19 protein-coding genes are annotated in these 23,221 nt (G+C 40.9%); 9 read left to right on the top strand and 10 right to left on the bottom strand.

All coding sequences use genetic code 11. From position 1 onward, the window contains the following. Positions 1-145: 145 nt before the first annotated feature. Complete coding sequence (locus CLV48_RS15580; RefSeq protein ID WP_106568223.1) at positions 146-3,094, bottom strand: DNA polymerase III subunit alpha; 2,949 nt, start codon at positions 3,092-3,094, stop codon at positions 146-148. Positions 3,095-3,715: 621 nt separating this feature from the next. On the opposite strand from CLV48_RS15580, the gene CLV48_RS15575 reads away from it, so the two are divergent. The 4 genes from CLV48_RS15575 to CLV48_RS15560 all read left to right on the top strand — a co-directional run bounded on the left by CLV48_RS15575 (position 3,716) and on the right by CLV48_RS15560 (position 6,194). After that, entirely contained in the window at positions 3,716-3,934 is a 219-nt protein-coding gene (locus CLV48_RS15575; RefSeq protein ID WP_146140107.1) for a hypothetical protein, read from the top strand. A 145-nt stretch (positions 3,935-4,079) separates the two neighbouring features. Then, positions 4,080-4,589, top strand: a complete 510-nt coding sequence (locus tag CLV48_RS15570) for a hypothetical protein (RefSeq protein ID WP_106568221.1) — start codon at positions 4,080-4,082, stop codon at positions 4,587-4,589. 49 nt (positions 4,590-4,638) lie between these two features. Then, positions 4,639-5,055: a transposase gene (locus CLV48_RS15565; protein WP_106568220.1), complete on the top strand. Its 417-nt coding sequence runs from the start codon at positions 4,639-4,641 to the stop codon at positions 5,053-5,055. Positions 5,056-5,309: 254 nt separating this feature from the next. Then, a complete protein-coding gene (locus CLV48_RS15560) occupies positions 5,310-6,194 on the top strand; it encodes a mechanosensitive ion channel family protein (protein WP_106568219.1) in 885 nt (294 codons plus the stop codon). A gap of 146 nt (positions 6,195-6,340) precedes the next feature. On the opposite strand, the gene CLV48_RS15555 is transcribed toward CLV48_RS15560, so the two are convergent. The 4 genes from CLV48_RS15555 to polX form a co-directional block, all read right to left on the bottom strand. After that, complete coding sequence (locus CLV48_RS15555; RefSeq protein ID WP_211299951.1) at positions 6,341-7,033, bottom strand: hypothetical protein; 693 nt, start codon at positions 7,031-7,033, stop codon at positions 6,341-6,343. A gap of 260 nt (positions 7,034-7,293) precedes the next feature. Further along, a complete protein-coding gene (locus tag CLV48_RS15550) occupies positions 7,294-7,944 on the bottom strand; it encodes a YiiX/YebB-like N1pC/P60 family cysteine hydrolase (RefSeq protein WP_106568218.1) in 651 nt (216 codons plus the stop codon). Between the two features lie 10 nt (positions 7,945-7,954). After that, the gene (locus CLV48_RS15545; RefSeq protein WP_106568217.1) at positions 7,955-8,245 is read right to left on the bottom strand and encodes a hypothetical protein; all 291 of its coding nucleotides are present in this window, start codon (positions 8,243-8,245) and stop codon (positions 7,955-7,957) included. After that, complete coding sequence (polX, locus tag CLV48_RS15540; protein WP_106568216.1) at positions 8,242-9,993, bottom strand: DNA polymerase/3'-5' exonuclease PolX; 1,752 nt, start codon at positions 9,991-9,993, stop codon at positions 8,242-8,244. The genes CLV48_RS15545 and polX overlap by 4 nt, the downstream gene beginning before the upstream one ends. A gap of 65 nt (positions 9,994-10,058) precedes the next feature. On the opposite strand from polX, the gene CLV48_RS15535 reads away from it, so the two are divergent. The 4 genes from CLV48_RS15535 to CLV48_RS15520 all read left to right on the top strand — a co-directional run bounded on the left by CLV48_RS15535 (position 10,059) and on the right by CLV48_RS15520 (position 13,649). Beyond that, a complete protein-coding gene (locus CLV48_RS15535; protein ID WP_106568249.1) occupies positions 10,059-10,466 on the top strand; it encodes an EVE domain-containing protein in 408 nt (135 codons plus the stop codon). Then, positions 10,463-12,097, top strand: a complete 1,635-nt coding sequence (locus CLV48_RS15530) for a transcriptional regulator (RefSeq protein ID WP_106568215.1) — start codon at positions 10,463-10,465, stop codon at positions 12,095-12,097. Before CLV48_RS15535 ends, CLV48_RS15530 begins: the two co-directional genes overlap by 4 nt. A 77-nt stretch (positions 12,098-12,174) precedes the next feature. Then, positions 12,175-12,717 (top strand): bifunctional pyr operon transcriptional regulator/uracil phosphoribosyltransferase PyrR, encoded by a 543-nt coding sequence (gene pyrR / locus CLV48_RS15525; RefSeq protein ID WP_106568248.1) that lies wholly within the window; start codon positions 12,175-12,177, stop codon positions 12,715-12,717. An 8-nt stretch (positions 12,718-12,725) separates the two neighbouring features. Further along, positions 12,726-13,649, top strand: coding sequence for an aspartate carbamoyltransferase catalytic subunit (locus tag CLV48_RS15520; RefSeq protein WP_106568214.1), 924 nt, complete (start codon positions 12,726-12,728; stop codon positions 13,647-13,649). Between the two features lie 99 nt (positions 13,650-13,748). On the opposite strand, the gene CLV48_RS15515 is transcribed toward CLV48_RS15520, so the two are convergent. After that, positions 13,749-17,180 (bottom strand): ThuA domain-containing protein, encoded by a 3,432-nt coding sequence (locus tag CLV48_RS15515; RefSeq protein WP_342748306.1) that lies wholly within the window; start codon positions 17,178-17,180, stop codon positions 13,749-13,751. 204 nt (positions 17,181-17,384) lie between these two features. On the opposite strand from CLV48_RS15515, the gene CLV48_RS15510 reads away from it, so the two are divergent. Beyond that, the gene (locus CLV48_RS15510; protein ID WP_106568212.1) at positions 17,385-19,727 is read left to right on the top strand and encodes a glycoside hydrolase family 3 protein; all 2,343 of its coding nucleotides are present in this window, start codon (positions 17,385-17,387) and stop codon (positions 19,725-19,727) included. A 13-nt stretch (positions 19,728-19,740) separates the two neighbouring features. Here the strand turns inward: CLV48_RS15510 and CLV48_RS15505 are convergent, their stop codons facing one another. The 4 genes from CLV48_RS15505 to CLV48_RS15490 all read right to left on the bottom strand — a co-directional run bounded on the left by CLV48_RS15505 (position 19,741) and on the right by CLV48_RS15490 (position 23,206). Continuing rightward, positions 19,741-20,073 carry a hypothetical protein gene (locus CLV48_RS15505; RefSeq protein ID WP_106568211.1) on the bottom strand — a complete coding sequence of 111 codons (333 nt, stop codon included), beginning with the start codon at positions 20,071-20,073 and terminating at the stop codon, positions 19,741-19,743. A gap of 198 nt (positions 20,074-20,271) precedes the next feature. Continuing rightward, positions 20,272-21,471: a phosphoglycerate kinase gene (locus CLV48_RS15500; protein ID WP_106568210.1), complete on the bottom strand. Its 1,200-nt coding sequence runs from the start codon at positions 21,469-21,471 to the stop codon at positions 20,272-20,274. Between the two features lie 71 nt (positions 21,472-21,542). Beyond that, positions 21,543-22,520 (bottom strand): L-threonylcarbamoyladenylate synthase, encoded by a 978-nt coding sequence (locus tag CLV48_RS15495; RefSeq protein ID WP_106568209.1) that lies wholly within the window; start codon positions 22,518-22,520, stop codon positions 21,543-21,545. Further along, a complete protein-coding gene (locus CLV48_RS15490; protein ID WP_106568208.1) occupies positions 22,520-23,206 on the bottom strand; it encodes a tetratricopeptide repeat protein in 687 nt (228 codons plus the stop codon). The genes CLV48_RS15495 and CLV48_RS15490 overlap by 1 nt, the downstream gene beginning before the upstream one ends. Between the last annotated feature and the right edge of the window lie 15 nt (positions 23,207-23,221).

Genomic DNA, 23,221 nt, shown 5'->3' with positions numbered 1-23,221 from the left:
CAATAGTGTTAGTTGATTTTTTAGGAGTTGGTTCAAGTCTTCTGACTTGGACCATAAAATTCACAGTCTTCAGACTGTGAGGAAAGCAGTCTGAAGACTGCAGTTTAAATGGTCCAAGACTAAGTCTTGGACCATCAACCCCACTTCAATCAGCCGCATTCCAATACGCCATCCTTTCGCAACTGTCCACTTCGATACTGTAGAAATCAAACTCCTGCGTCACCTTGCCTTGGATCAAATAGATGCCACGGCCTTTGAAGGGGTGCTTTTTTACTACAGGAGGGAAATGTACGGTGTCTATCCAGTCCCCTTCCCTATCGATAAAGGTGCCGAAGTTCATGACATCTCCCTTCACCGTTCGGGTGTACTTGATCGTAACAAGGTAGCCGATGATCTGCACTTGTTTGCCCAGATACTGCTTTAAATCCCTGGCTTTGATACTCGGGACAGTCTGATCTTTGACTAAGTGAAACGGGGAATCCAAGGGGAATTCCAAAATATCAATCTGATCCACAATCTCCTGCCGCAGGTCAGCTTCTTCAAGTGCAGGCACCTGCAATTCCCGAAATCCCGCCTGCCGGAAAAGTTCATTGCCTATTGCCACCGCTTTGCGCTTATTCAGAATAAAGTGTGCTTCCCAAAGCAATTCCTGTTTGCTCTTACCCGTAAATCTGAAACAACCGATTCGGATCAAGATCAAGGTTTGCTCCAGGCTAATATCCACACGTGCAATAAAATCCGATAAACCCATATAAAAGCCATTTACGCGACGCTCGCTAAGAATTTTTTCTACACTGGCTTTTTCCAGGTATTTCAGATGGATCAAACCCAGATACACTGTTTTTCCCTTGATATTGGTCAGGTAGTCACTCTCATTGATGTGGGGAGCTTGGATATCGGCCCCGTTCATTCGGAGTTCGTGGATGTAGAACTCGGTATGGTAAAATCCCCCAAAGTTATTGATCACGCCCACCATAAATTCCAATGGAAAGTAGGCCTTTAGGTATAAACTTTGATAGCTCTCCACAGCAAAGGACGCCGAATGTCCCTTAGCAAAGGAATAGCCTGCAAAACTCTCAATCTGATGCCAGACTTCGGCCGTAATCTTTGGATCTCTGCCCAGTCTTTCACAATTGATGAAAAACTGTTCCTTCACCCTTTGGAATTCATCTTTGGAGCGGGACTTGCCACTCATGCCACGGCGCAGCACATCCGCTTCGGCCAGCGAAAGTCCTGCAAAGTAATGCGCCACCTTGATCACATCTTCCTGATAGACCATGATGCCGTAGGTTTCGGGCATGATATCCATCATTACAGGGTGGGCCTGCTTGCGCCTTTCGGGATCCACATGGCGCAGGATATATTCACGCATCATACCTGAACGGGCCACACCCGGACGGATAATGGAACTGGCAGCCACCAGCTCCAGATACTCAGCCGCCTTCATCTTGGCCAGCAACATGCGCATGGCAGGGGATTCTACATAGAAGGCACCAATGGTATGTCCTGTCCTCAACAGTTCTTTGATCTTGGGATCTTTTTTGAATTTTTCTACCTGACGGATATCCACTTGTACGCCCTGATTTTGGTAGATAAGCTCCAAGCTGCTTTTGATATGACCCAGTCCCCGCTGGGAGAGGATATCAAATTTGTGCAGCCCGATGTCCTCTGCGGTATGCATATCGATATGTGCCAAGGGGAATCCCTTGGGAGGCATTTCCGTCGCCGTGTAGTAATGGATGGGCTTGTGCGAAATCAGTACCCCGCAGGCATGAATGGTCAGGTGTGAGGGCATACCATGCAGCACCTGACTGTACCTGAGGATCAGCTTTCCATACTGATCGGGAATATGATCAGGCTTATCGGCATGGTAGATCAGGGATTCGATTTCAGTTTTGGGCAGACCAAAGACCTTACCAAGCTCCCGCAACATGGAGTTGGCCTGAAAGGTACTGTAAGAACCCAATAGGGCCACATGTTCCTGATCCCCTTTATTGTATTTCTCGAAAATATACTTCACCACCTCATCCCTATCTGTCCAACTGAAGTCTATGTCAAAATCAGGGGGATTTTCCCGGTACAGGTTGATAAAGCGCTCAAAGTAAAGATCAAGCTCGATGGGATCCACATCTGTGATCCCCAAGCAGTAGGCCACGATGCTGTTGGCCCCGCTGCCCCTTCCCACATGGTAGAAGTTTCGGTGATGGGCAAACTTGACGATGTCATAATTGATCAGAAAATAGGAGACGAAACCCTTTTGTTGTATAAGTTCCAACTCTTTTTCCAAGCGCTTGCTGATTTCGGGGCTCAGGTTAGGATAGCGGCGGATGGCCCCCTTGAAGGTTTCCTGGCGCAGGAAGTCAAAGTCCTCCCAATCCGAGCCCAAGATGTCGCGCTTGTTTTTGACTGCCTGAAAGTAGAAGGAAAACTGACAGGCTTCGAGTAAGCGCTGTGAATTGTACAGCAGGTAGCTATGTCCCTCGCAGCGGGCCACCATATCGGCGTAGGAATAAAACTGATCGCTGATGTCCCCCTGTTCCTCGGGTTCTAGCTTGCTGAGTAAGGTGTTTTTATCCACTGCTCGTAAGAGTCGATGGGTATTGAATTGTGTCTTGGAGGAAAAACTCACGGGTTGTAGCAAGACCAGCTTGTCCTTGTAGCGATACCAAGAGGACTTGACCAAGCGATTGAGTTGGTAGGGGTGTATGCCGATAAATTCATTTTCACGCAGTGGGAAGATTTTTTCCCGAAAGGGGTAGATGATAAAGCTTTGCTGAAAGTTGGGAGCTTTTTCTTCAAATGGTATCCCCTTTGTTCTTCTATGAGAAAGATGACGGTTGAGTTCGTAGAAGCCTTCCTGATTTTTGGCCAGTCCTATGTATTGCTGTTTGATGCCGTTGCGGAAATCAATGCCAATCACGGGGTGAATGCCCGCTTTTTGAGCCTCCCGAATAAAAGGGAAGACTCCTGCTACCGAATTGATATCCGTCAGGGCGAGGGCATCGAGCTTTTTGCTTTTAGCCTGCGATACCAGCTCCTCGATGGAGAGGGTTCCGTATTTGAAGCTGTAATAAGAGTGGCAGTTGAGATGCATGACGTTACTTGATCAGGAGGGGGAATAGATAACTTTACTTATTCTAAAATGTTAAAAAAATTAACATTTATATGTTTATAATTTAAACAAAACAATTTTTAAAAACCAAGTACCGAAGAGGAAGATATCAGAGTGGGAACAAGAAAAACTGAGGGTCTAATTTAGGATGGATGTGAGCCTAATGTAAAAATTAGCTTTCCGCTAAACATCGCCAAAAGGAACATAGGAAGAAATAAACAATGGAAATTTAGGAAGATCATTCTAAAAAAATTCGATTCATGGATTTCAAAGCTTTCCCTTATGGGTTTACAAAATCAATGAAAGTTATAAATCCTTTTTATATACGATTTTGGTTTCTTCTTGGAGTTAAATTGTATCTTTTTATTTTAAGTTGCGGTGGGTCTGTAATGTTGCAGGAAGATGAATCCTACTGATTAGTTTTTTTGAAGCCAGGGATATACCAAATCCTGTACATCTTGAAGGGAAAAAAATGAGAATTTATTATCCACTTTCGGCACTTGGAGCTCAAAGCTTGAGGTAAGGACAGTTCCTCCTATTGTCATAGAATGGATGCACCAGGGGAAATTTTCCAGGAACTCGGATTGCACCAAATTTGTGTTGGTGGGGCTATTAAGCAACTTTATCGAGATTTTGTATATAAGGAAGGGCAATATTGTTTCTATTAGAGGGCCCAACCAGCATATACCTGAATTTGAAGTGGATTACTCAGCAGGCTATCCAATGCTCCAGCTTTTGGACATGGAAAGGCTCCACTTTTACACTGATGTGGTACTTGGCAATTTGGACTGGGGAATACAGTCTAAAATTTTTTTTGAATAAAATCATTGATGAAAACTTTATTTTTATTTATGTAGTGTATAAGTTTAGGTTGAAAAATCAAAGCATTCCGGAAGATTTACTTTTTGGGGAAGTTAATCCCGCCCCGAATGGTGCGAAAGGGGGAGGATTTTAAATTATTAAAGTCATGAAAAATAAATCAATTATTGCGTTTATTATTACTTTCTTTGCTTTAATATTCTCTTGCCAGGATAGAGACGGTTTCCCTGGAGAAATATCATTTAATGATTCGAAGGTGTTTTTTGATAATGATATAAAGGAGCAAATTTCTTTAATTATGGATGGTACTAAATTGCCTTTAGACAAAAGCTTATTCAAACAACTGCTTTTAGAGGATAATCAATTCGAAGATAATTTATTGGATTTTAATATGTTTGAACTCATTTCCAGCAACGAAAATGACCAATCCTTTTATTTCTTAAAGGCAATAAGTGATGATGGATCGGTTGAAACAGGGTATTTTCTTGAAGAGGATGGAAATGGAGGGTTTTTGCTTTCGGAAAAAAAATGTTCATGTACAGGGTGTCCCAACGGATGTAATTTAAGTGTTTTTGGAGGAACATGTTCCTGTACTCCTTGTTGGCCATCAGGAGATAACCAAAAATGTGAAAAAAAGGAAGAACAGACTATAAAATAACTGATTTTTTGACCAATTTAATTTATAAGTTAACCGATAAAATGGGAAGATGTATTTTTTTAAATGCATCTTCCCATTTGATTCTATCCCTTGGGATGTTCTTGTTTCCTGTCTTCCCGAAGAACGGCCGGGAAGGGGGACCTTGAGCTGGTTTGGCAGCAAGGGCATGTTTGCACTCATGTTCCTGAAGGCCTATCTCAACACCAGTGACAGGCAATTGTTGGAACGCTACAACACAGACTGGGCCTTACAGTATTTTTGCGGTAAAGTACTGTCCGAAAACCAGCAGTTTAGACTCTGTTCCCATCTGGGGGTGAAAAGGCCAAGATCTAAATTAAGGGAGCAGAGATTTGCCCATATGGCTTATTCCAGAAAAAGGAAAAACAGTTTCAGGAAAACGCTCAGAAAAAAAAGCACTCGAATATCTACTCGGCAAAGGGATCGGCTTACTCCAGCAGATCCTTGATAGTAATAAAGGCGCAGGTCTTGGATTGAAGGATTATGCAAGGTTTGCATTGATAAAAAAGGTCATCTGCAAAAAGGAGTTTTTGGAGAGTTACCCCAGGAGAGTCTTTCAAGTTGTAACTCCATACAACTCAAGGATTTCTTTCTGGACGCTTGAGCTGTTTACTTTCGATGATGTCTTTCGTAGTTTTCCTCTAAAGAACATTAATTTTCTTTGTGAATCAGATAAAGTCCGATTAGTTTTACTTCTTCGCTATGGAAAACTGGATAGACTATCTCAACGATATCGTAGAATATGAAGTCAGGTGGAATATCTACAAGACCGTCATCATTCTATTTGTCCTATGGCTGATCAAAAAAGGAGCTTATAAACTCATTGGTATAAGGACTGCCGATGACATGAAGCGGGTGTATCATTGGCGCAAGACCATCCAATATACTTTAGCCATTGTTGGTTTGCTCTTAATTGGAAACATCTGGATCAGCAACTTCCAGTCCATCACCACCTTTTTGGGTTTGTTGTCAGCGGGTATCGCTATTGCCTTAAAGGATATCTTTGTCAATATCGCCGGATGGATTTTTATTTATTGGAGAAAACCCTTTGATGTGGGAGACAGGATACAGATCGGTGAATTCAAAGGAGATGTGGTGGATCTGAGGTTATTTCAGTTCTCACTTTTGGAAGTAGGTAACTGGGTTGATGCAGAACAGAGTACCGGAAGAATTGTCCATGTACCCAATGGAAAGGTTTTTTCAGATCCTCAGGCCAATTACAGCCAAGGATTTGAGTACATCTGGAATGAGCAACAATTTTACATCAGCTTGGATTCTGATCACAAAAAGGCCCAACAAATCCTTAAAGACATCATGTATGAACTCATGCAGGATGGGTTTAAAAACATTGAACGGGCTATGATGAAAGCCCATAAGGAGCACTTTATCCATTTTGGACAATATACTCCGACCGTTTATACCAAGATTAATGAAAGAGGCATTCAACTTTCTCTGCGTTACCTCTGCCATCCAAGAAAAAGAAGGGTACTCGAACACCAGATTACGGAGGCTATCCTCGAGCGCTTTAGCACTGAAAAAGGCATCAGAATAGTTTACCCGATCACATCGGTTTATATGCAAAAGTGAATCATCCTACTGATTAAAGCTAGTAAGAAGCAGTCAGATAAAAAAAGCCCCCTGAAAACTTGTTTCAAGGGGACCTTACAGAGGAAATATATCTCAGCCTCCTTAACTCGCAAAAAACGTAGTTTCAAAAAGTCAGAGCTGTGTTCCTATTGGGCATAATCACAGTTTACGGTTGGATTGAATGGTATATACATCCCGGCAGGATTGTGTTTCCAAAGCCATACATGGAGCTGATAATGGGGCATAGGTGGTCCGCCCCTATCCGGCTGAAAAATCTCAATGGGATTCCCGTTTTCATCCATAGCGTTCACCATTTGCCCACGTCTATGGTTATCAAATGGTATATTTCCAAGCATTGGCGGATCAAGTTCATCCACCTCATCCCCAAACAGCGGAGTTGATGGGATTATATATTCCAATGCAACCAGCTTAAGTTTCCCATTTTGCATAGGTTCATATACCAAAACACTAGGTTCAAAGGGGTCAAACCCGGCCATGATTATCTCCATATTGACTGCATGGTGCCCCATACCTCCCAAAGTAGGATGCTGAACACATGGATGTAATTCATACCCATCTGCAATAGCTACTTCTTGATCATGATATTTGACTGTCGCCTGACGGATCTTAGCGATCAATTGGTTCTGCATAGATGGATTCATTCTTAGGTATTGACCTACCTCATCTTCAAAAAGGTCAAAACTTGATTGGCTTATTTCATCTTGACGATCTAATTGTGTCTCGAAACTTTGCTCCATGTTGTCGTTCATACAGGCTATTGTCAGCGATACCACTATAAGCATCGTAAAGCCTCGGGTTACTAGGTTCATTCTTTTCATAGGAAAATGATTCTTGTTAAAATTGACTATCGATTGATTTAATTTATCCTGGATGTAACAGGACACCTTCATTTTCATTGGCTGTTTAAAACCAAATACAGATCGATCTCTTTCCCTCCTTTTTCCGGAGGCAACTACAAAATCACATGAGGCCTACATGCAAAAACTGCGGAATAATAATTTTAAAATTGCCTTAAAAAACACAAAAAATAATCACCCGATTGAGTGATTTTGCATTTTTATTAACCAAAAAACACCTTTTATTTTATTTCAAACATTTGAAGGACAGGCTCAAGAGACATACCTCCCGGATTCAATCCCGGCTTACCCTCTGGAACTTCTACACCAAGCTCTTTGAAATATTGGTCCCAAATACCAAATAGTTCACCTGTGTCTGGATCTTTATAAGTCATAGGCTTGGGTAAAAATAGGTCTGATCCTTCATTTGCCTCCTTAAAGGCAAAGTAAATCAGCTCTGAGCAGTAAAAAGCATCATTTTCAAAATCAAAATAATGGTCATATGGCTTACCCAAATGCCCTTTTCCTACCCTTATTGCCTTGGGTATAAGTTTCTGATATTGAGCATTTAACCTCCCGACCATCACTTTGGGATTACCTATACTATCTAGATGGCGATTTAAAAACTCATCCAGAGGTGTAAGCACTACCCCTCTGCCCACAGCTTCCAGTACCTTCCATTCGTTTTCATCTTTGATCAATAGGCCATTATGCGAAAAATCTCTTCCCTGATACCCTTGTGTTACTTTCCTAATGGCTTCACAGAAATTCCCACAATCTCCATCCTGAAACAAAATGTCCCCCTCTTTCCATGTGAATTCTTTTGCATCTTCGCAGGAAGAACAACAAAAAACAACCCAAATAAAAAAAATGATATTCCTGTACCCAATCATTTTTTCATGATCAGTTTACAATGAAAAAATAAACTAAAGCCACTGCAAGGATCAAGATCATTTTCTTGGCCCTGTCTTTCAATACCTCTTCCAGTTTTCTTCTTCTAAGAACAAGCACAGCGATACTTAGGCCAAAAAGCTGCAATGCAATACCTATTCCATTGATCGGACCAAGAGGCAAGGAAAGGATATTAAAATAGCTGTTGAATAAAGGAAGCAAGCAAACAATAATTCCCGTAATGCCAAATAAAAAGGAACGTTTGAGCAACATTCCCGGATCTTTTTCCATCCACCTACTCATCTCTTTTTTATTTTCTGTTTTCTTTTTTCAAAATATGATTCCAATTCTTCCTTGCCTTTGGCATTGAAAGTCATTTCCCTGGTCAGCCCTCCCTTACGGCCTACTATCACCCCATACCGCATATCAGCATAACCTTCTATTTCATGAGCGTCCGGATTAATAGAAAGCATCACTCCTTTCTCCATAGCGTAATTGACCCAACGCCAATCCAAATCCAATCGCCATGGGTTGGCATTGATTTCTATGACTACCTGATTTTTTGCACAGGCATCAATTATGGCCTTATGATCCAATGGATAGCCCTCCCTTCTCAGCAACAACCTTCCTGTCGGATGGCCTAAGATGGTGGTGTGGGGGTTCTCAATAGCTTTTAATAATCTGGCAGTTGCTTTTTTTCTATCCATGCCCAAACCTGAATGAACGGACGAAACTACAAAATCAAAACTTAACAGCACTTCCTCAGGATAATCCAAACTCCCATCAGTCAAAATATCGCTTTCTATTCCCTTAAATATCTTGAAAGGAGCAAGTTCTTTGTTCAATGTATCAATTTCATCATGTTGTTTTTGCACCCTTTCAATATCCAATCCACCTGCATATCCTGCAGACCTGCTGTGGTCTGAAATCCCCAAATATTCATAACCCAAATCCCTACAGGCTTCAGCCATTTGTTTTAAGCTGTGTTTTCCGTCACTGTAGGTAGAATGGTTGTGCAGGATACCCTTCAGGTCCTCTTCTGAAAGCAATTGCTCAATTTTATTTTCCTTCGCCAACTCATACTCTATAAATCCTTCTCTTAACTCCTCAGGAATCCATGGAAGTCCAATATGAGAATAGACAGCTGCTTCGTTTTCAAATGGCCCCTCCTGCCTCAATACTTCAACAAGCGTCTTGTTCTCTTGTAAAGGATATAACAAATGTGACTTACTCCCTGTCCTAAGCATTTTTTCTGTCAAAAAATCAGTTGTAGAAGTAAGATGAACAATAAGATTTACCTCAGGCCCTAAAAGTTTCCCCCTCCATTTGAATGGACTAGATAACTTTTGTTCCTTTTCCAAACCTTTCGTTTTGGAGAGTCTGTCCATTACATTCTTGGGTTCCTGGGTTGAAATAAGCCATTCCACCGTTTCAATGATTTCCATTTTCCTTGCAAATTCACCAACTGGAACAACTTTTTCGACTCCCTCAATCCCTTCAATTTCTTTTTGGAGTTCCTGCATAGCATTTTCAATATCTGCAAAGAGCCATTTCCCTCTGTTGGCAGCCCTGAATTCCATTGCCTGGATGATACTTTCCTGTGTTTTCTCACCAAAACCTTTTATTTTGGCGACTTGACCCGCCTGACATGCTTCAAGCAATTCGTGAGTGGAAGTAATCTGTAATTCCTCCCAGAGTACTTTTACTTTTTTTGGTCCAAGCCCTTTAATCTCCAGGATTTCCAAAATCCCTGCCGGGGTTTTGGCCAAAAGTTCCTCTAGGTAAGGATGGGTACCGGTTTTAGCTAGTGCAACTATGATTTCGGCAATACTTTTTCCAATACCATTGATGGCTTGAAGTTCCTCCAGGTCTTTGCCTTCAATAGAAACATCCCCCCTGTCTATGGTATTGACTGCAGACTGGTAGCTTCTGATTTTAAAGGAATTTTCATCGTGCAGCTCCATGAGCTTTATGATGAGTTTGAGCTGGCGTAAAATGCTTTTTTGGTCCAAAATCTTCAATCTTTGGTTACTGAATAGGACAAATGTCATCAATAATTGTTTTAAAATAAAATGTTAAAACTTATCTTATGGCAAGGATTCAAAATTATGCGAACATGAACTATTGGTTAGTCAAGTCAGAGCCAAGTGAATATGGTTGGGATGATCTCAACAGCAAAGGAGAAGAATTATGGGATGGCATCAGGAATTTTCAGGCAAGAAATTACCTGAAAGAAATGAAAATCGGAGACCAAGTCCTGTTTTATCACAGTGGTAAAACCAAAGAAATCGTGGGCATTGCCCAGGTATCTGAAGAGGCCTTCCCTGACCCAAAAGATGATGAAAACAAAGGCTGGGTAGCCATCAGGATCATTCCTAAAAAAGCACTAAAAAAGCCTGTGAATCTTGAACAGATCAAATCAGATGATTTGCTAAGTAGCATGCCACTGCTTAAACAGTCAAGGCTTTCTGTAATGCCTGTTGAAAAAATCCAATTTGAGCACATCATCAAATTATCTTCATGAAACAACTCTTGACATTTATTTTATTTTTTACCTGCTCTGGCCACTTGGTAATTGCCCAGCTGTCATTTGTCAATCGATTTGAAGTTGAAGCTAAATTCCAGGAAAATGATTTTATGGTAATAAACAAACCTGGAGGAGTGGTAGCCTTTCGCGCACAGCCGGAAAAAGGCTTCAACCTGAGATCGAAGTTCCAATATTTCATTACAGATTACGAGCTCAATTCAAGCGAAATTAAGGAGATCCGGATAAAAGAGGGTTATGATTTGACAGGATATGATCTGGAGGGTGATTTTTTCTATGCCCTGATGCAAAAAGGCTCAGTAGCTACATCTGAAAAATATTTATTGGAGATCAATTTAAAAACAGACGAAGCATCTGAATTTTCATTGGAAAACATCTATTCGATGGAGCTGAAAGAGTTTTTGGTACTCAACAGAAACGCCGTGTTTTTGGGTAATGCAGACATGAGGCCCATGTTGCAAATATTCAAACTGGAAGAAAACACTGTACACACGGTCCAGGGAATCTATGGAAAAGAAACTTTGGTACTTCAGCTCAGAAAAGACAGTGAACTGGGAATTATTGATGTCCTTATCAGCAAGCGGGATAAATATAAAATCAAACAGGTGTCCATCATTTCTTATGACGAAAACGGCTCAAAAGTGCGTGAAATCGCTATAGATAAACTTCAGAGCAATGATCTGGAAATAATCGAGGGTATGCTTACTCCAATTCAGGATTATCAACAATCTGTGATAGGAACTTTCGGACAGAGAAAGCGTGAGGCATACCAAGGTATTTATATTGCAGAAATCAATGAATTTGGGGAATATGGAATTAAGTATTACACTATGGAAGACTTCCCGAATTTTTTCAATTACCTCAGCGACAAACAAAGAGAAAGAAGATGGAAAGAAATGGAAAAACTCTTCGAGAAAGGAAAAGTCCCTACGATCAAACCGGTCTTATCTTCAAGAGAGGTGATCAGTACTGCTGATGGTTACTTGATATACAGCGATAATTTCAATGCCACCAACCCAAGGTACATTCCTCGGGATGGTGCTTATGCCAATGATGCTTATCGCTTTAATCCCAACAGGCTTTATTTTGATGGTATGAATTATGGCCCTGCTTATGGTTCCCAATTGTTCTCGCCGCTGCGGTACAATAATTTTTCCTGGCAGCAAGAAGGTGAATACAAGTTTATTTCTGCTTACATGATCTACATTGGCAAGGAAGGTCAGGTGTTATGGGACAATGCATTTAACCTTTCCAATAAGTCCACAAGGATTCCGGGAAAATATGGGGAGTTGAGTTTCGATGGAAATAAACTTCATTATTTATACCTGGATGGATTAGACATTTATATGAGCTATATGAAAGGTGGAGAGGTGATTTTTGAGAATGAAGTTTTTGAGCTCAAATTGATCAATGAAAATGAACGCATCCGCGAAACACAGGATTTAAGCCTTAATTTCTCTTGGTGGTATGATAATTATTTTCTGCTGAGCGGCAAGCAAAAAATCAGATTTATAGGAACTTCTGGTAGGGAAGAAACCAGGGAAGTATTTTTCCTTACCAAGATCGCAGTAGATGGTGATCTTTACGTTCCGAAGGACAATATCGACTAGAACAAAAATCAAAAAGGCCCAAACATCCCTCTTCGTTCTTGGCCTTTTATTTTTATATTTGCATGCAAAGCACAGCCATGCAAAAAAGACTAGTCCTAGATCAGCAGCAAATAGCCATCATACTAAAACGCTTTTGCTATCAGCTGATCGAAAACCACGATACTTTTGAAAATACCGTACTCTTGGGTCTTCAGCCCAGAGGGCCGATTGTTTTGGATAAAATTGTAAAAACCCTGCTGGAAATAAGCGGGGTAAAGGTCCCCTTTGGCTACCTTGACGCTACTTTCCACCGAGATGATTTCCGGAGAAGGGATTTTCCCCTTAAAGCCAATGAAACCAAGATCGATTTCCTTATCGAAGGAAAAAAAGTGGTTTTGATAGATGATGTACTTTACAAAGGCCGGTCAGTCAGGGCTGCATTAGATGCCATGATAGCCTTTGGAAGACCTCAAAAAGTAGAACTTATGGTCTTAGTGGACAGAAAATACACACGCGATTATCCCATTATGCCAGATTACTGCGGGGTCAATGTCAATACCCTTGAAAGCCAGTATGTCTCAGTTGAATGGACTGAGAAGGGTTATGAAGAAGACGCCATTTGGATAACAGAAAAAGCTTAACTTCAGATATGTCACAACTCAGCACCAGACACCTCTTAGGCATCAAAGATATCAGCCCTGAAGATATTCAATTGATATTCGAGACCGCCGATAACTTCAAAGAGGTGCTCAACCGCCCGATCAAAAAAGTACCTTCCCTGAGAGACATTACCATTGCCAACATTTTTTTTGAAAATTCTACCAGAACCCGTCTTTCTTTTGAGCTTGCAGAAAAAAGATTATCTGCCGATGTGGTCAATTTTTCTTCCAGCACAAGTTCTGTTAAAAAAGGGGAAACGCTTATCGATACCGTAAATAACATCCTGTCCATGAAAGTGGATATGGTGGTCATGAGGCACAGTAGTCCAGGTGCCCCGCATTTTTTGGCAAGAAATATCACAGCAAATATCGTCAATGCAGGAGATGGCACACATGAACACCCTACCCAAGCTTTGTTAGATGCATTCTCGATAAGGGAGAAACTTGGAGATGTGGCAGGAAAAAAAATAGCAATTATCGGAGATATTCTCCATTCAAGGGTCGCTCTATCCAATATTTTTTGCCTTCAAAAATTAGGAGCTGAAGTCATGGTCTGCGGACCAACCACCCTCATTCCAAAACATACCGTAAGCTTGGGGGTAAAAGTAGAGCATGATGTAGAGAAAGCCTTACAGTGGTGTGATGTAGCTAATGTCCTTAGAATTCAACTGGAAAGACAGCAGATCAAATATTTTCCTTCTTTAAGAGAATACTCCCTTTATTTTGGAATAAACAAAAAAATGCTTGATCGCCTGGACAAAGAAATTGTCATCATGCATCCAGGGCCCATCAATAGAGGTGTAGAACTGAATTCAGATGTGGCAGATAGCGAGCATTCCATAATCTTACAGCAGGTGGAAAACGGTGTAGCAGTAAGAATGGCCGTTCTTTATCTTTTGGCTGGCGTGAAATAATTTCCTTTCACTGAAGGCAGTTTCGAATTTTCAAAGCAACTCAACAAAAAGGGCTTTTCTGATATCAGAAAAGCCCTTTTTGTTATGAGAAACTTCTGTTTATTTCTTTTTAAACTCTATGGACATCAATGCAGCATTGGGTTCATCACCGTCTATTGGCTTGGTAACAAAATACACATCATGGAATTTTCCTGTCTGTGCATTGCTAAGATGAATATCAATGGTACCGATTCCCATCATTATCCCCCCTTGTCCTTGGTTCGAAACTTTAAATTGTCCTTCACCAATTTTTGTTCCTGTCGGGCTGCCTAATCGCACCTCAACATCAAAACCCTTATTGGATGGCTCTTGGCCTCCTCCCATAAGTACTACCGAACCAATATCTGTCAGATCAATTTGTCTGAAAGCAAATGAAGCCTGAGCAGAAGGCAAAATCATTAAATCCATACCATTGAAATTCATGGTACTGGCTCCTTCCTGATTTTTGGCCTGGCCCATTCCCATGCTAGGATTTTTCAAAGCAATTGAGGTATTGCCTGTAAGTGGTTTAATGTTATTTCCTCCTTTATCAGTGAAACTTGCAGAAAGTACAAATACACCTGTTGGACTTAGGGTCTTACCTAAAACCGGATCGACAGCACCTGAAGCAGGAAGAGAAGGTTTCTCTTCAGTCCTTCTTCCAAGCGAAAGGATATAAGCCACTACTTTAGAGGCATCATCATTTTTCAAGTCAGGATTAGCCGGCATGGCTGTTTCACCCCAAACACCTCCTCCTCCTTTCTGGATTTTGTTTACAAGATAAGAAACCGCATCTGGGTTCCGTCTGTATTTCCTTGCTACATCTACATATGAAGGACCTATTGAGGCTTCATCTTCTTTGTGGCAGGTTTTACAGGTAAGAGAACTGACCAAACTTTTTCCTATCATAGCTTCAGTCATGATCAAATGCCCCTTGGAAGCTTCTGCTTGGTCAAGGCCTGAAATATAATCCGCATAAACAAACAAAGTGCTTAGGTCTCCTGCGGCATTCGGATCATCTGGATCATTTACTGTCACTTCATAGCTAACTTGCTGTCCGGGGAAGTAGAAACTCTGATTTCCCTTGATTTTAATGGTGACCTCCGGTGCTATGTTTCCTGCATAAACTGAAACTATGGCACTTTTTGCTTTTAACTTTCCTGGGTCACTCACTTCTACCTGTACATCATAATCCCCTAGTTGAGTGAATGTATGGGTAAGTTTGGGTTCTTTTGTAGTGATCCTTTCCCCATTACCCAAGTCCCAAACGTAAGTCAATGGATCTTTTTCAGGATCTACCGCTTCCACAGTGAAAGTTGCCGTAAACGGCAAAGCCCCTGAAGTTTTATCCACTGTGACTCCTTTCACTACTGGACTTCTATTGCCAGCATTAAAATCAATCCTGGACAACCCTGAATCAGGGTTCTTACTGAACCAGCCATTTCCATATTCCAAGAGATAAAGTTTTCCGTCCGGGCCTACTTCCATATCAATGATGGCATTGAATTTTGTGCCTGACATGAATGGCTCCATTTTGTCAAAATCACCATTTGCCTGCATGGTTACTACTTTTATCCATCCTCTTACCCAATCATAGATAAACAATTTTCCGTCATAATAAGAAGGATAGCGGCTTGCTTTAGGGAACATATCTCCATAGTAAACAGGGCCTGCCATGGCATTTCGCCCTCCTGTCCCCAATTGAGGAAAATCCGGAGAAACTGCATATGGATACCATATAAATGCAGGCTCTGCAGCCGGTAATTCTCTGACTCCCGTATTGTTCCTGGAATTATTAACAGGCTTATTTACATCATAAGGAATTCCTGATTTGCCGGATGCATAGTCAAACTCAACATAGGCATAATTATTTCCTACAAAATATGGCCAACCAAAATTTCCAGCTTTCCTTGCCTGATTGACCTCATCATATCCTCTAGGCCCCCTTGTGCTTAAGCTATCGGAATTGGCATCAGGCCCTACCTCTCCCCAATAAAGAAATCCAGTTTTTTGATCAATGGAAATCCTGTATGGGTTCCTATTACCTTGAACATAAATCTCAGGTCTGGTACCTTCTTTTCCTTTGGGGTAAAGATTACCTTCAGGGATATCATAACTTCCATCTTCATTTACTTTAATCCTAAGGATTTTGCCTCTAAGGTCATTGGCATTCCCCGAACTCCTTCTGGCATCAAATTGTTCAAAACCCGGCCTATCATCCAAAGGCGCAAAACCCCTGTTGACAAATTTGCTCTTTGCCTGATCGAAGGGAGTAGAATTATCACCCGTAGAAAGGTATAGCAGGCCATCCTTGTCAAAGGCAATAGACCCTCCTGTATGACAGCAGATATTTCTCTGGGAATACAATTCCAAAATGATTTTTTCAGATGCCATATCCCAGGTATCATTTTTGAAGGTAAACCTTGAAAGCCTGTTGATTTCCTTGTCTCCTGTAGGGCTGTAGAACACGAATACATAGCCGTTTTTCTCAAAATTAGGATCTTTTTGAAGTCCCATGACTCCTTCCTCTGCATTAACCCCAGGAATGTTTGTTTTCCAATAGACATCCAATTTGGCAACTTCCCTTGCCGTGGAATCACCATTTTTATACAATAATATTTCCCCCCTTCTCTGAGCAATCAGAATATCCAAATTTGGGAGAATGGTCATTTCAGTAGGTTCTGTAAACTCACCCAAAACAAGCTGTTTTTTCTCAAATCTGTCTGCTTCCGGAACCCTCTGGGTTTTCGCTTTGGAATAGTCCAATTTCTTATTATCTCCAATAGCATATTTGATACCTTCAAGGATATGCTGAAGGAAGAGTTCCTCGGAATATGACTCTTTGGTATGTCCGCCTGCTGTATACCAAGCTCTGCCTCCATCATATTCATGATACCAGGCCATTGGGTGATATCCCATAGGCTGGGTATGTTGATAACTTTCCTCATCAATATCCATCAGGACGTTGACATCAGTATTTAATTTCTTGAAATGATACCATTCATCCCTTCTGTTCCAGATTTCAGGTAAAAACCGGGTACTTGAATGATTTCTATCCGTGACATTCAATTTGCCATCCTGCACATTAGGATATGGATCTCCGATTCCCGGATGGTAAGAAAAATACCCACCGGCAAGTCTGTTGTACCAACCCCAATGATATTCTGTATCGGTGGCTGCATGAATACCGACATACCCTCCTCCGGCTTGGATATACCTTTCAAAATCAGCCTCCTGATAATGATTCAGCACATCACCGGTAGTACTCAACCAGATGACAGCAGAATATTGTTGGAGGTTTTCTTCAGTAAACATTTCGGCATTGGTAGTTGTATCCACTTCAAAGCCATTTTCCATCCCTAATTTTTGAATGGCTGCAATTCCATCAGGAATCGATTCATGATAAAATCCGGCGGTTTTACTAAACACCAAGACTTTTGGCTTTCCGCTTCTCTTGCTGCAGGAAGCAAAAACAACCAAAATCATCAAAGCGAACCATAAACTTTTTTTCACAAACTTGTAGGTTATCATAGGTTATTGATTTTCAAGAAATATAAAGGCTTAAATGTAATGATGTATATGCGAATATCACAAGTGGTGATTTATTTTTAAGATTGGTCTTTAGCCCAAATAAATCCCAAAGCTACATCTTTTCCGGATTAAATCTTTCCATTATGTGAAATTTACATTAAGATTGTATAACAATCCACTTCGTCCATGAATCGATCAGCTACTTTATTTTCTTTCGCACTGCTCCTTTCCAGTATTACGCTGGTTGGTTGTTCAAAAAATTCAGTTATCGAAAAAGAAATCGATGAAGGAATTGTCATTCTCCATCAAAGCAAGGGAGCAACTTTGGGTTATTCAACAGTATCCGGCGTCAATATCATTGAAAGCGCTGGTTTAAAATTTAAAGATCTTAATAAGAACAATAAGCTTGACCCTTATGAGGACTGGAGGCTTTCTGTGGAAGAACGATCCAGGGACTTGGCATCTAAAATGACTGTAGAACAAATAGCTGGATTAATGCTTTACAGTTCCCATCAATCAATTCCTTCTGCTCCCGGGGGATTCGGTGCAGGCACTTATGGAGGGAAACCATTATCAGAAAGCGGGATGAATTCTTACGACCTTTCTGATCAGCAAAAAAAATTCTTATCTGAAGATAACCTTAGGCATGTTTTGATTACCAGGGTAGAAAGCCCCAACATAGCTGCCAGATGGAATAACCGCGCTCAGGCTTTTGTAGAAGGCTTGGGATTGGGGATCCCAACCAACAATAGCTCAGACCCGAGACATGGTCCTATAGCAAGTACTGAGTACAATGCAGGGGCAGGCGGAAATATTTCCATGTGGCCAGAGTCCTTGGGATTAGCAGCCACATTTGACCCAAATTTAGTGGAAAGGTTTGGACAGGTGGCATCCATTGAATACCGGGCATTGGGTATTACAACTGCCCTTTCCCCACAAATAGATCTAGGGACAGAACCAAGATGGAATCGGTTAAAGGGAACATTTGGAGAGGATGCTTATTTATCATCTGATATGGCTAAGGCCTATGTTGATGGATTCCAAAGTTCAGATGAGGAACATGAATTCTACCTTGGATGGGGCAGTCAAAGTGTTAATGCAATGGTGAAGCATTGGCCTGGCGGAGGACCTGAAGAAGGTGGACGGGATGCTCATTTTGCTTATGGTAAATTTGCGGTATACCCAGGCAATAATTTCGATTATCATTTAATACCATTCATTGAGGGTGCATTTAAACTGAAGGGGAAAACCCAATCAGCCTCTGCTGTAATGCCTTATTATACAATTTCTTATGGACAGGATAAAAAAAACAACCTAAATACTGCAAATGCATTTAATGAATACATCATCACTGATTTATTAAGGAATAAGTATGGTTTTGAAGGCGTTGTATGTACAGACTGGGGTGTGACTGGGAATGAAGGGCCCAATCCGGAAATTTTCAGAGGGAAGCCCTGGGGTTTGGAAGACAAAACAATTGAAGAAAGACACTACATAGCTTTAATGGCTGGAGTGGATCAGTTTGGGGGAAACAATGATATAAATCCTGTTTTAGCTGCTTATCAGATCGGCGTCAAAGAGCATGGAGAAGAATGGATGCGAAGGAGATTTGAACAATCAGCCATACGTTTATTGAAAAACATATTCAATACTGGGCTTTTTGAAAATCCATATTTGGACCCAATAGAAAGTGAAAAGACAGTGGGCAATAGCAAATTCATGGAAGAGGGATATCAGGCACAATTGAAATCTGTGGTCATGCTTAAGAATAAAAACAACCTATTGCCTATACAGGAAAAAAGTAAGGTTTATATCCCCCAAAAATTTATCCCTTCAACTACCAACTGGTGGGGTATAAAATCACAGGAAAAATGGGTGGATCCTATAAACTTAGAAATTGCCAAAAAATATTTTGAAATAGTTCTTTCGCCTTCAGAGGCAGATTTTGCGTTGGTCTTCATGAGTAATCCTGAAAGTGGTACAGGTTACGATCCCGAAGACAGAGAAAAAGGTGGTACCGGGTATGTCCCCATAAGTTTACAATATGGTCCATATAAAGCTGAATATGCCAGATCTGAAAGTATTGCAGCAGGGGATCCTGTAATTGCGCCAACAGTAACCAATCGAAGTTATAAAAACAAAACCATCACAGCTGCCAATTTCGAGGAATTAAAAACACTATTAGAGACCAAAAAATTGATGAAAGGAAAACCGGTGATTACTATCGTTGAAACCGGAAATCCATTGATTTTCCAAGAGTTTGAAAAAGAGACTGAAGCTATATTTCTTCACTTTGGTGTGCAGGATCAGGTAGTTTTAGATCTTCTGACAGGCAAATCAGAACCCTCTGCCCTCCTCCCCATTCAAATGCCTGCTCATATGAAAACCGTAGAAGAGCAATCGGAGGACATAGCCCATGATATGGTATGTCACATAGATGAAATGGGAAATGTTTATGATTTTGCTTTTGGGTTGAATTGGAAAGGAGTGATAAAAGATCAAAGAACCAAACAATATAAAAGAAATTAAAGAAAGACCATACTCAATCATTCCCTGAATCCCCTTGTTCTCTCTGAAAATAAACTTTATCTCCGCATGATATACTCAAGACCTCAATGATTCCACTTGAAGTACTCTTTGAAATCCATTTTCCTTCATCATTCTTGGATATTGACCAAAGTTTTCCATTCTCGTCCCGATAGGTAAAAACGCCTGTTTTCTTATTTCTCCTGATATCGTCTGTGATTTCATAAAATCTCGTAGAACCATCAGCCATTATGACGTTGATTTCACAGGGACCATTGATTTCTTCAATTTCCATACATGCGGAGGAAATTCCGGTAAAAAGAAGAATCCATAAAATTCCATTTTTCATAGATGATAAAAGTTGTATGTAGTAAATCAATCAGGATTAATCACTTAAAAACATTTTTGCCTTTAGAGCCATTATAGCTTCCAAATATATCAATGATTTTCAAATCACTGAAATATAGGTCAGAAATTAAGATAGCCTGCAATTACCTGAAAAAAAAAGGCCAATCACTTGGCCTTTTTTTTAAGTTATTTTGAATAATTATGGGATAAGAGCGGCTACACCAGGGAGTACTTTGCCCTCCATATGCTCTAAAAGTGCTCCGCCCCCTGTAGACACATAAGAAACCTTATCTCCAAATCCAAATTTATTGACCGCTGCTGCTGAATCACCTCCTCCAATAAGGGAGAAAGAACCCGCTTGGGTCGCTTCTGCTATGGCCTCAGCCACTGCTACGGTTCCATGCAAAAAGCTGCTCATTTCAAACACTCCCATTGGTCCGTTCCAAAGAATGGTTTTGGATGATTTGATTATTTCTGCAAATAATTTACGGGTTTCCGGTCCAATATCTAGTCCCATCCAACCATCAGGGATTTGTCCTGCAATCGCCAAACCCTGTTCTGCATCATTGGCAAAGGCCTTTGAAATTACTGTATCCAAAGGCAGGATTATTTTGACTCCTTTTTCTTCTGCCTTCTTCATCAATTCCAAAACATAATCTAATTTATCTTCTTCACAAAGAGAATCCCCAATTGTTCCTCCTTTGGCTTTTGAGAAAGTATAGGACATCCCTCCACCGATGATAAGGTTATCCACTTTTTCCAACAGCCTTTCAATAATTAGGATTTTATCAGAAATCTTTGCCCCACCCATTATGGCTGTGTATGGTCTTTCAGGTTTTTCCAATACTTTGTCTGCATTTTCCAATTCAGAAAGCATAAGGTATCCGGTAGCCTTTGTGTTAAAAAACTTCGCAATTACTGCAGTGGAGGCATGTGCTCTATGGGCTGTTCCAAAAGCATCATTAACATATATGTCTCCTAGTTTGGACAATTTCTCTGCAAATCCTTCATCCCCTTTTTCCTCTTCTTTGTAAAAACGAAGGTTCTCCAACAACAGGACCTCACCTGGCTGAAGTCCGGCAGAGAGATTCTTGGCCTCATCCCCAATACAATCTGGGGCAAATTTCACGGGTTTTCCAAGTAGTTTTTGTAGGTTACTTACTACATGTCTTAAGGAATATTTATCTACCGGACCATCTTTAGGCCTTCCTAAATGGGACATTAAAATGACAGAACCCCCATCCTTAAGAATTTTTTCAATAGTTGGTACAGCTGCCCTGATTCTGGTATCATCCGTTACATTTTGATGTTCATCCAAAGGGACATTGAAATCCACTCTGATTAAGGCTTTTTTACCCTTGAAATCAAGGTTGTCCACACTTTTGATTCTGTTTGTCATATTGTTGTTGTTTAAAAGGTTTGATTTTCCTGTAAAATGAAAACGCTAGCTTTTTGCCGGAAAAGCAAAACTTACTCCTTTTCCTCTTCAGGCACAGCTGCCCTTTTTAGCCGGTCATTAATCGCTTTTCCGAGTCCAACTTCCGGCATTAATTCGGATAAAATTAAAGAAACATCCCTGCTATCCAAAGTCCTCATGGCAGCAAATAGGTTTTTTGCTGCTTCAGCCAAGTCTCCCGCCTTGCTTAATTGAATTTGCAAATGTTCTGAAACTTGCGGAAAACACCTCCGAAATGACAGAACAGCAAAGGATTCCCCTTTAGAGGAATATTCCGAAATAAGCAGATCCAAATCAGCGATAATAAAAGGTTTTGAAGGCGAATAGTGACTCTTCAGCATTCCAGGTGATTTTGGGTTACTGCTGGAATGTGCCACTACCTGAACCTTCCCAACCTCACTTTCAATCTTACTGATATCCAAACCACCCAACCGATATACTGTGACTTTATCCCCTTCCATACCCACTATGGTACTTTCCAATCCTACCTGACAACTACCACCATCCAAAATATAGGGTATTTTTGTTCCTAGTTGGTCATTGACATGGGAGGCTTGGGTTGGACTGATATAGCCAAATGGATTGGCACTTGGAGCCGCCAATGGGAAATCCAATGCTCCAAGCAATTCCTTTGTAAGTGGATGATCAGGAATTCTTACTGCAACTGTATCTAGGCCACTTGTTACAAGATCAGGAACAATATCTTTTTTGGGAAGTAATAGGGTCAAAGGTCCTGGCCAAAAACGCTTGGCCAAACGCTGAAGTGGGCCAGGAATTTCTTTTACAAATTGAGCTATCCTGCTCATATCAGAAGTATGCAAAATCAGGGGATCAAAGCTCGGCCTGTTCTTAACTGAAAAAATCTTGGCTACAGCATCAGGATCCAGGGCATTACCAGCCAGTCCATAGACAGTTTCTGTAGGAATACCTACAAGATTTCCTATCTCCAAATAAGCTTTTGCTTTTGCTATGTCCCTGCCAATCTCAGCCATTATTCCGCACAAAAGTCATCAATCCAGGTCTTTGCCTCTGAAAAACCTAAACCCAGGGCCATTTTAAGGTTGGCACAACCGTCCTGCTTTTGTCCAAATGCACTCATTTGAGTTACACCTAAAAGATAATATGCCGCTCCGTTTCTATTGTCCAGATTAACAGTATTGAAGAGGGACTCCACAGCACCTACCGGATCATTATTTCCCAATTGGGATTTCGCTTTATTGAATTGTGCCAATGCATGGTTGGGATTGGCTTGCAACACCACATCAAAATCAAAAATGGCATCCTCATACTCTTCTAATCCTAATAAAGCCAGGCCCCGATTGTAATAAATATCTATCTGCTGGGGATCAAGACCATTAGCCATATTATAATCCAATAGAGCCTCTTTGAATGCCTTTTTCTCCAAATAGGCATTTCCCCTATTGAAATAGGGTTTATAGCTTTCAGGTTCAATTTCAATAGATCTGGTAAATGCCACAATGGCTTCATCAAATTTTGCTTGCTGAAAAAGCGCCACACCTTTTGCATTCAGTGCGGAGGTAAAACCTGGGTTTTTCTCAATAGCTCTATCAAAATATTCAATGGATTTTTGGTATTCGGATGATTCCAACAACCTTACCCCCTCCTCGAACAACTCCTGTTCAGAGGGACTGCATGACCATGCCAAGAAGATGAACATGGACCAAATCAAGTA

It is taken from the genome of Cecembia rubra (genome assembly GCF_003014575.1).
Taxonomy (GTDB): Bacteria; Bacteroidota; Bacteroidia; order Cytophagales; family Cyclobacteriaceae; genus Cecembia_A; species Cecembia_A rubra.
Note: the sequence above shows the minus strand (reverse complement) of the source record. Positions and strands in the feature narration are given on the sequence as shown.